Genomic DNA, 9,219 nt, shown 5'->3' on the forward strand with positions numbered 1-9,219 from the left:
GGAGCGGAGAACATGGTCCAGCGGTTCGTGATGTCGATCGACCAGGGCACGACGTCGACGCGGTGCATCCTGTTCGACGCGCGCGGACGGCTGGTCTCGGTCGTACAGCGCGAGCACCAGCAGCATTTCCCGCGTCCGGGCTGGGTCGAGCACGACGCCGTCGAGATCTGGAAGAACCTCGGGCGGATCGTCCCGCAGGCGCTGGCGCAGGCCGGCGCGAGCGCGGAGCAGGTGGTCGGGCTCGGCATCGCCAACCAGCGCGAGACGACGGTGCTGTGGGACCGGCACACCGGGGCACCGGTGAGCAGGGCGATCGTCTGGCAGGACACCCGCACCGACCGGATGCTCGAACACCTCGAACGGGAACCGGCCGCCCGGCGCGTCCGGCAGCTGTGCGGGCTGCCGCTGGCGACGTACTTCTCGGCGCCGCGGATCCGCTGGCTGCTGGAAGAGACGCCCGGCCTGCGCGAGCGCGCCGAACGCGGCGACGTCCTGTTCGGCACGATGGAGAGCTGGCTGATCTGGAACCTGACCGGCGGGCCCGAGGGCGGCGTGCACGTCACCGACGTCACCAACGCCAGCCGCACCATGCTGATGAACATCCGCACGCTGGACTGGGACGCCGAACTGCTGGACTTCTTCGACGTCCCGAGGGTGATGCTGCCGGAGATCCGGTCGTCCACGGAGGTCTACGGCACCACCAGCCGGGTGGTGCCGGGCATCCGCATCGCGGCGGCGCTGGGCGATCAGCAGGCGGCGTTGTTCGGCCAGACCTGTTTCGCGCCGGGCGAGGCGAAATGCACCTACGGGACGGGGAGTTTCCTGCTGCTCAACACCGGCGCGACACCGGTGCTCTCGACTCACGGCATGCTCACCACGGTCGGGTTCAAGATCGGCGACGAGCCCGCGGTGTACGCGCTGGAAGGGTCGATGGCGGTCACCGGTTCGCTGGTGCAGTGGTTCCGTGACGGCCTCGAACTCATCGGCAGCGCCCCCGAGATCGAGACGCTCGCCAGGACGGTCGAGGACAACGGCGGCTGCTACATCGTGCCCGCGTTCTCCGGGTTGTTCGCGCCGCATTGGCACAGCGAGGCACGCGGGGTGATCGCCGGACTGACCTCGTACATCACGAAGGGACACCTCGCGCGGGCTGTGCTGGAGGCCACCGGCTGGCAGACCCGCGAGGTCGTCGACGCGATGAACGCCGACTCCGGCCTGGCCGCCTCGACGCTCAAAGTGGACGGTGGGATGACCGCGGACAACCTGCTCATGCAGTTCGTCGCGGACGTGCTCGACGTACCGGTGGTGCGCCCGATGGTGGCGGAGACGGTGTCGCTCGGCGCTGCGTACGCGGCCGGGCTGTCGGTGGGGTACTGGCCGGACCTCGAAGGTCTGCGGCGCAACTGGCACCGGGCGGGTCAGTGGCTGCCGTCGATGGACCCCGGGCGCCGGGACACCGAGTACGCGCACTGGCGGCAGGCCGTCGAGCTGACCTTCGGCTGGATGCGTCCCGCCGAGACGCCGGCCACGCCGGGTTCCGACCTCGTCGAGGTCGTCCTCGGCGATCACCGCAGGCTCGAGCAGCTGTGCCGTGAGCTGCGCAACCACGAGGCCGACCGGGAGACTTCGCGCGCCGAACTGTCGGCGTTGCTCGTCGCGCACGCCACCGCCACCGAGCGCGTGGTTCACCCGTCCGGACAGGACAGTGCGTTCGGCGCGGAACTGCTCGCGGTGCTGGAGGCCGACCCGTTCGACGGCGACGAGTTCGACAAGGCGCTGATCGGCCTGGAGTCCGTCGTGGACGCCCATGTCCGGGGCGAGGAGCGCGGGCTGCTCAACGAACTCCGGCGCACACTGTCCCTTTCGGACCGCACCGCGCTGGGCCGGGCCTTCACCGGCGAGCGCCGCAGGCAACTCGACCTCGGCTGTGGCACCCTCACCCACGTCAAGGAGAACGCCGCGCGGCTGTGCCTCTGACCGGTGTCCGACAGCGACCACCCGTGGCCCCGCCTCACCCACTACTGTCCGCCTGGCCCCGCCGCTCCCTCAATCGGAGCAGCGCGGGTGACACGGTGCGATTGTTGTTCACTTACCCGGTTAATTGCCGTTAATTCGTGGCGATACGTACTCTCGTTCCCGAAATGGTTTAGTCCTTCGAGAAAGGGAGATCGCCGTGCGAAAACGGATGGCGGCCATTGCGATGGCGATTGTCGCGCTGACTTTCCTGGTCGGGGCGCCCGCATCGGCCGCCGAGAGCAGCCGTCCGCCGCGCTCCTGCGCCGCGGCGGAATACAGCGTCCTGTTCGGCGAAGGCATAGTCGTGCGCTGTTTCCCGCCTTACCCGGGCTACACGTATCGGGCCGTCGCGCATTGCGCGGCGGGGAACGCGTTCTGGATGACGGTCGGGTACTGGGTGTCGTTCGGCCCGTCCTCGGCCGAGTGTGTCGGCGGATTGCTCACGCCCGCTTCGGTGGTCGGATACGACGTCGACGTGCTCTGACCGGCCTGGGCGTACCCGCCTCGTCACCGACGGTGCCCGCCGCCTGAAGATCTGCTTAAGGAGGACACCGGAAGCTCGCCGGACCGCGGAATCCGCAGGACGATCACCGCATGGCGGGTATTTCCGAACGAGCGGCGGTGCGCCGGCTCCACGACCGGTTCGGGTTCGGGCCGCGTCCCGGCGACCTGGACCGGGGCTTCGCCGAAACGGTGACGCGGTTGCTGACACCGGGGGAGGACCCCGGCGCGAAGGCGACCCCGATCCCGCGGCCGGGCCCGCCGCCCGACCGGCCGGGAAAGCAGGACAAGCCGGGAAAGCAGGCGTACGCGAAGAGCCTGCAGGCGCAGGCCACCCAGGCGGCGATCTGGTGGCTCGACCGGATGGTCGCGGCCGATCTCGCCTCGGTCGAGCGCCTGACCTGGTTCTGGCACGGGCATTTCGCGACGAGTGAGCAGAAGGTCAAGAGCCCGGAGCTGATGCTCGCGCAGAACGAAGCCCAGCGCACGCTCGGCATGGGCGGCTTCACCGCGCTGGCGCAGGCGATGATCGTCGACCCCGCGATGCTGCTGTGGCTGGACGGGAACAGCAACAAGGCGGGCAAGCCCAACGAGAACCTGGCCCGCGAGTTCATGGAACTGTTCGCCCTCGGGGTTGGTCACTACAGCGAAACCGATGTCCGGGAGGCCGCGCGGGCGCTGACCGGCTGGGCGGCCAAGCGCGACACCACGACGGCGCAGTTCGTCGCCAAACGGCACGACAACACCGCGAAAAACGTCCTCGGCAGCACGGCGAACTTCGACGCCAAGTCCTTTGTGGACCTCGTGCTGGCCAGACCGGAATCGGCGCCGTTCGTGGTGGGACGGCTGTGGTTCCGGCTCGTCTCGGCGACGCCACCCCCGGCCGACGTGCTGAACCGGCTCGTCGCGGCCTACGGCGGCGCCCGGGACATCCGCGCCCTGCTCACCGCGATCGCCGCGGAGCCGTTGTTCCGTGACAGCGCGACGTCGCTGGTGAAACAGCCGGTGGAGTGGCTTGCCGGGCTTATGCGCGCGCTCGGCGTCCGGCCGTCGAAACTGGACGACAAGGGGAAAACCCAATTGCTGGCCGGGCTGCGGGGCATGGGCCAGGTGCCGTTCCAGCCGCCGAGCGTGGGCGGCTGGGCGGCGGGTGGCGCCTGGCTGACGACGTCGGCCGGGGTGGCCCGGCTGCATCTGGCGCAGCTGATCGTGCAGCACGCGGATCTCGGCGCGGTCGCGAAGGCGTCCGACAAGCCCGCCGCGATCGGCGACCTGCTGGGCGTGGACGCCTGGTCGAACCGGACCCGCGCGGCGCTCGCCGGTGTCGGCGGCGACGTCAAGCAACTGTCCACTGTGGCCGCTTGTGCCCCCGAATACGTGGTGAGCGGGTAGATTCCGATGAACAAACTGACTCGGCGGAGGTTCCTGATCGCCTCCGGTGTCACCGCGGCGGGCGCGCTCGCGGCCGGGGCGACCCAGGTCGACTGGGCGGACCTCATGACCGCGGCACAGCAGACACCGCTCGACCCGAAGGCGGGCGTGCTCGTCGTGGTGACGCTCTACGGCGGCAACGACGGGCTGAACACTGTCGTGCCCGCGGGCGACAGCCGCTACCAGGACGCCCGGCCCGAGCTGGCGTACAAGCCCGAGGAGGTGCTCGACCTCGGCGAGGGACTCGGCCTGAACCCGGGGATGAAGGGCCTCAAAGGGCTTTGGGACAGCGAGGAACTCGCCATCGTGCGCGGGGTCGGCTACCCGAAACCGGATCACAGCCACTTCCGGTCGATGGCGATCTGGCAGACGGCCTCGCCGGAGACCTCGGTGCCGACCGGCTGGCTCGGCCGGTGGCTCGACACGTCGGGGGACGACCCGCTGCGCGCGGTCTCGGTCGAACCCGTGCTGCCCCCGCTGCTGGCCGGGGCGCAGACCGCGGCGGCGTCGCTGCCGGTCGGCGGGCTCGCGTTGCCGAAGGGAGCGCTCGGGAAGTCGTTCGAGGGACTCGGCGCCGCGCAGCCGGGCGAGGGATTCTGGCAGGCGAAGGCGGCGAAGTCGATCGGCGACCTGCACAACGCCGTCCGGGTGCTCGGCGGTGCGGTCCACCCGGCGGGCGCGCACCAGGCGGGCGGCGCGCCTAAGGCGAAGGGCAAGGGCGCCTTGGCGGCGCAGCTCGACGTCGTGGCCGGGCTGATCGAGGCGGGCGTCCCGACCCGCGCGTATTCGGTGTCACTGGGCGGTTTCGACACCCACGCCGACGAGCGCGGCACCCAGCAACGGCTGTTGACCGAACTCGACGGCGCGCTGACGCCGTTCGTGCAGCGGCTCGGGAAGACCGACCGCGGCAAGCAGGCCGTCGTGCTGGTGTACTCGGAGTTCGGGCGCCGGGTCGCGGCCAACGCCAGCGAGGGTACCGACCACGGCACCGCGGGCCCGGTCTTCGTGCTGGGCAACGGGGTACGCGGCGGCTTCCACGGCACCGAGCCGAGTCTGTCCGATTTGGACAATGGCGACCTGAAGCAGAGCACGGATTTCCGCGACGTCTACGCGACGATGCTGGAGAAGGTGCTGGGCACCGACGCCGGACGCGTGCTGCCGGGCCACTCCGGCCGCGTCGACGGCCTCCTTGCCTGATCCCACGCGGGTTCCCCGGCGGCCGCGTCCGTATGTCGCGAACGCTCCGTTCAGGACGATGAACGTCGGCAACGGAGCGTTCACGGCAGGTCGGACGGCTCGCGGTCGGCGAGGAACGTGTCGCGAACGACGCGTACGAGACGCTCATCGTCCCGAACGCGTCGTTCAGGACACCCCGAGGCCCCCTTGCCGAACAGCATAGGGAGAGGGACCGACGAAACGGGGTCGAGAGCGGGCGGGCGGGTCCGTGAAGGCCACCTTCACAGCGCTGAGCGCCGGTAAGGAGTCCTTCACGGACCTGAGCGCCGGTAAGGGGGCCTTCACGGAGGCGGCGAGGGTGCGTCAGGCGGGGGTGAGGCCGGTGAGGACGAAGCTGGCGCCGCCGCCGGGGGCCGCGTCGCAGCGCAGGTCGCCGCCGTGAGCGCGGGCGAAACCCCGGGCGATCGCCAGGCCGAGGCCGGAGCCGCCAGCGCGCCGGTCGCGGGCGTCGTCGAGCCGGACGAGCCGGTCGAAGATCCGTTCACGGTCGGCTTCCGGCACGCCGGGACCGGTGTCGGACACCGCGAACCCGTCCGGCGCCACGGAAATCGTCAGCGTGCCGTGCCCGTCCATCGCCTGCAGGGCGTTGTCGACCAGGTTCGCCAGGATCTGGGTGAGCCGGTCGGCGTCGCCGAGCACCCTGGCGTCCGCGCCGCCGACCGTCACGGTGACCTCCGGGGCGAGCAGGCCCACCCGCTCCGCCTGAGCTTCGGCCAGCGGGAGCAGCGGCACCGGGACGCGGCCGATCTCCGCACCGGCGTCCAGCCGGGCCAGCTCCAGCAGGTCGTTGACCAGCTTCCCGGCCCGTCGCGATTCGCGGACGACCAGGAGCTGGAGCCGTTCCCGCTGTTCGGGGTCGGCGTCCGGGGGCAGCTGGAGGACGGCCTCGGCCGCGGCCTGGACGCCGGTGAGCGGAGTGCGCAGCTCGTGCGCGGCGTCGGCGACGAACCGGCGCGTGCGTTCCTCCGAGGCCCTGGCCGTCCGCTCGGCGCCTTCGAGAGCGTCGAGCGCGGCGTCGAAGGCCGCCGCGGTCCGGCCCAGCTCGGTGGTGGTGCGCACCGGCGCCAGCCTGCCGCCCCTGCGGCCGGAGACGATCGATCGCGCCAGCCGCGTCATGGCGTCCAAAGGGGACAGTGCGAATCGGACACCGGCCAGCAGGGCGAGCGCGGTGACCAGGACCGCGACCAGCCCGGTGATCAGCAGGAGCCGCTGGAGCGTCCGTTCCGTCCCCGCCACGATCGAGTCGTCGGCGGTCAGCGTCAGCTTGGCGCCGTTGATCTTCGTGCCGCCGGACAACGTCGCCTTCACCTGGCGCAGCCGGGTCGTCGACGGCGGTTGCAGCGCCCCGTACACGGCGCCGTCCGGCATGGCGAGCTGCCCGCGCACCCCGCGTGTTTCGACCCGCCGGAGCAGGTTCGGCGGGCTCAGGTTCTGCTTCGCCAGCTGCTGGGCCAGCTGGACGCGCGCGGCCAGCAACCCGTTGACGTCCTTTTCCGCCTGCGCGCGGAACACCGCGTTGACCACGAAGAAGACGATCACCAGCACGACCACCAGCACGGTGAGCGCGGTGACGGTGACCCTGCGGTACAACGACGCCGTGCGGAGCCCGCTCATCACGAATCCCCGCGCAGGATGTACCCCTGGCCGCGCACCGTGTGCAGCAACCGCGGCCCGTGCGCCTCGAGTTTCTTGCGCAGCGTGCTGACATTGACCTCGACGAGGTTCGCGGCGTAGTCCTCGTAGCCCCACACCGCGGTCAGGATCTGCGTCTTCCCGACGACGCGGTCGCGGTGCGTGGCGAGATAGCCCAGCAGCTTCCACTCGGTCGCGGTGAGGTCGACCGGTTTCCCGCCGTAGTGCACCGTCCCGGCTTCGACGTCCACGACGAGATCGCCGATTTCGATGGCGGGCCGGGTCCGTCCGGTCCGCCGCAGCACCGCGCCCGCCCTGGCGACGAGTTCGGCCAGCACGAACGGCTTCACCACGTAGTCGTCCGCGCCCTCGCCGAAGCCGCGCAGCCGGTCCTCGACGCCGTCACGGGCGGTCAGCATCACCACCCCGGCCGCGGAACGCCGCCGGACGACACCGAGCAGCTCGAACCCGTCGCGGCCGGGGAGCATGACGTCGAGAATCACCAGATCCGGGCGAAAACGGGCGAGTTCGGGTTCCAGCGTGGTGCCGTCGGCGAGCACGCGCACGGAGAAGCCCGCCGCCGCCAACGCCGTCTCCACCGAGACCCGGATGGCTTCGGCGTCCTCGACCACCAGGATCCGCGGCTCACCTGACACCGGGGCAGCTTAACCCCGGGCCAGTGTTCACCCGTTGGTGGTTGAGCGGCCGCGTCGCGGTGACTTAGCGTCGAGCCCGAGCGGAAATGCGGAGGTACGCATGTCTACTGGGGACATCAGCAGGCGTTCGGTGTTGTGGGGCGGCGGCGCGGCGGCCGCGGGCGCGGCCATGGCGATGCTGCCGGGCGTGGCGTTCGCGGCGCCGGAAGCGGGCGGCGGCCCGGTGACGAAGACCGTCACCGGCACCTTCACCCCGGACATCCCGGACTGGTACTACCTCCCCGTCGACGTCCCGCGCGGGGTCGCCCGGATCGACGTCGTCTACTCCTACGACCGGCCGCAGGTGCCCGGCGGCGTCCGCGGAAATGCCTGCGACATCGGCGTTTTCGGCCCGGAAGGGCACCAGCTGGGCAACGAGCGCGGCTTCCGCGGCTGGTCGGGCGGGTTCCGGGACCGGTTCTCGATCAGCGCCTCGGAAGCGACGCCGGGATACCTGGCGGGCCCGATCACGCCGGGCCGATGGCACGTCATCCTCGGGCCCTACACCGTCGCGCCGCAGGGCCTGAACTACCGGGTGGACATCACCCTGACGTTCGGCCCGCAAGGCGCGCCGTTCAAGCCGCATCCCGCGCCGGAAACCGCGCCCGCCCGTCAGCGCGGCGCGTCCTGGTACCGCGGCGACAGCCATCTGCACACCGTGCACTCCGACGGCAAGCGCACGCCCGCCGAACTCGTGGCCGCCGCCCGCGCGGCGAAACTCGACTTCATCGTCTCGACCGAGCACAACACGCCGAGCGCGTCCCTGCAGTGGGGCGATCACGCGACCGACGATCTGCTGATCCTCAACGGCGAAGAGGTGACCACCCGCTCCGGGCACTGGCCCGCGATCGGCATCCCGGCCGGGAAATGGATCGACTGGCGGTACCGCGCGTCGGATCCGGTGGAGTTCCGGCGCTTCGTCGATCAGGTGCACCGCACCGGCGGGCTGGTGACCGCGGCGCATCCGTTCGCCAACTGCTTCGGCTGCACCTACGAGTACGCCTACGAACTGGCCGACCTCGTCGAGGTGTGGAACGGCCCGTGGACCGAGGACGACCAGGCCAGCGTCATCCACTGGGACGGCCTGCTGCGCGGTGGACGCTGGATCCCGGCGATCGGCGACTCCGACGCGCACACCCCGGATCACACCGTCGGTCTGCCGCACACCGTCGTCCGCGCGGACAGCCTCGCCCGCAAAGACCTCTTGGCAGGATTGAAGGCCGGGCGCTCCTGGCTGGCCGAGTCGGCAGACGTGTCCCTCGACTTCACGGCCGCCGCCGGATCACGCACCGCCGGGATCGGCGAACGGCTGTCGGCCGGCATCGGCACCCCGGTCACCGTGAAGGCCGTCGTCGGCGGGGTGCCGGGCACGACGGTGACGTTCCTCGACCAGCTGGGCCCGGAACACACCGAAACCGTTCCCGCTTCGGGCACCGCGACGGTCACCTGGACCACCTACCCGCGCTACAGCCGCTGGATGCGGGTCGAGGTACGGCGCCCCTCCGGCGGCCCGAAGACGACCGTGCCGAACGCCATGGTCGCGATGTCGAACCCGATCTTCCTCGGCCAAGACCGCTTCCCCCGCACGGAGAGCTGAAGGGGACTTTCGTCTCGTCGGATGAGCTGAAGGGGGCGTAGCTAGCGCGGCCGTGGCGGCAATTGGCGCCCCGCACCACCCGGCCGCGCCGGGGACCGCGCGGGGCCGGGC

At 71.1% G+C, this 9,219-nt stretch carries 7 protein-coding genes; 5 read left to right on the forward strand and 2 right to left on the reverse strand.

What is annotated here, in order from left to right; all coding sequences use genetic code 11:
- Nucleotides 1–12 precede the first annotated feature (12 nt).
- From glpK to ACFWX1_RS00235, 4 genes are all read left to right on the forward strand, one after another.
- Nucleotides 13–1,977, forward strand: a complete 1,965-nt coding sequence (glpK, locus tag ACFWX1_RS00220) for a glycerol kinase GlpK (protein WP_378382598.1) — start codon at nt 13–15, stop codon at nt 1,975–1,977.
- 196 nt (nt 1,978–2,173) lie between these two features.
- The gene (locus ACFWX1_RS00225; RefSeq protein WP_378382599.1) at nt 2,174–2,500 is read left to right on the forward strand and encodes a hypothetical protein; all 327 of its coding nucleotides are present in this window, start codon (nt 2,174–2,176) and stop codon (nt 2,498–2,500) included.
- 110 nt (nt 2,501–2,610) lie between these two features.
- Nucleotides 2,611–3,909: a DUF1800 family protein gene (locus ACFWX1_RS00230; protein WP_378382600.1), complete on the forward strand. Its 1,299-nt coding sequence runs from the start codon at nt 2,611–2,613 to the stop codon at nt 3,907–3,909.
- A gap of 6 nt (nt 3,910–3,915) precedes the next feature.
- The gene (locus ACFWX1_RS00235) at nt 3,916–5,145 is read left to right on the forward strand and encodes a DUF1501 domain-containing protein (RefSeq protein ID WP_378382601.1); all 1,230 of its coding nucleotides are present in this window, start codon (nt 3,916–3,918) and stop codon (nt 5,143–5,145) included.
- Nucleotides 5,146–5,487: 342 nt separating this feature from the next.
- On the opposite strand, the gene ACFWX1_RS00240 is transcribed toward ACFWX1_RS00235, so the two are convergent.
- Both ACFWX1_RS00240 and ACFWX1_RS00245 read right to left on the reverse strand, forming a co-directional pair.
- Nucleotides 5,488–6,798, reverse strand: coding sequence for a sensor histidine kinase (locus ACFWX1_RS00240; protein WP_378382602.1), 1,311 nt, complete (start codon nt 6,796–6,798; stop codon nt 5,488–5,490).
- Complete coding sequence (locus tag ACFWX1_RS00245) at nt 6,798–7,472, reverse strand: response regulator transcription factor (protein WP_378382603.1); 675 nt, start codon at nt 7,470–7,472, stop codon at nt 6,798–6,800. Before ACFWX1_RS00245 ends, ACFWX1_RS00240 begins: the two co-directional genes overlap by 1 nt.
- A 100-nt stretch (nt 7,473–7,572) precedes the next feature.
- Here ACFWX1_RS00245 and ACFWX1_RS00250 point away from each other — a divergent pair, with 100 nt between their 5' ends.
- Nucleotides 7,573–9,108 (forward strand): CehA/McbA family metallohydrolase, encoded by a 1,536-nt coding sequence (locus tag ACFWX1_RS00250; protein ID WP_378382604.1) that lies wholly within the window; start codon nt 7,573–7,575, stop codon nt 9,106–9,108.
- The last annotated feature ends 111 nt before the right edge of the window (nt 9,109–9,219 follow it).

Source organism: Amycolatopsis sp. NPDC059021 (genome assembly GCF_042739895.1).
GTDB lineage: Bacteria > Actinomycetota > Actinomycetes > Mycobacteriales > Pseudonocardiaceae > Amycolatopsis.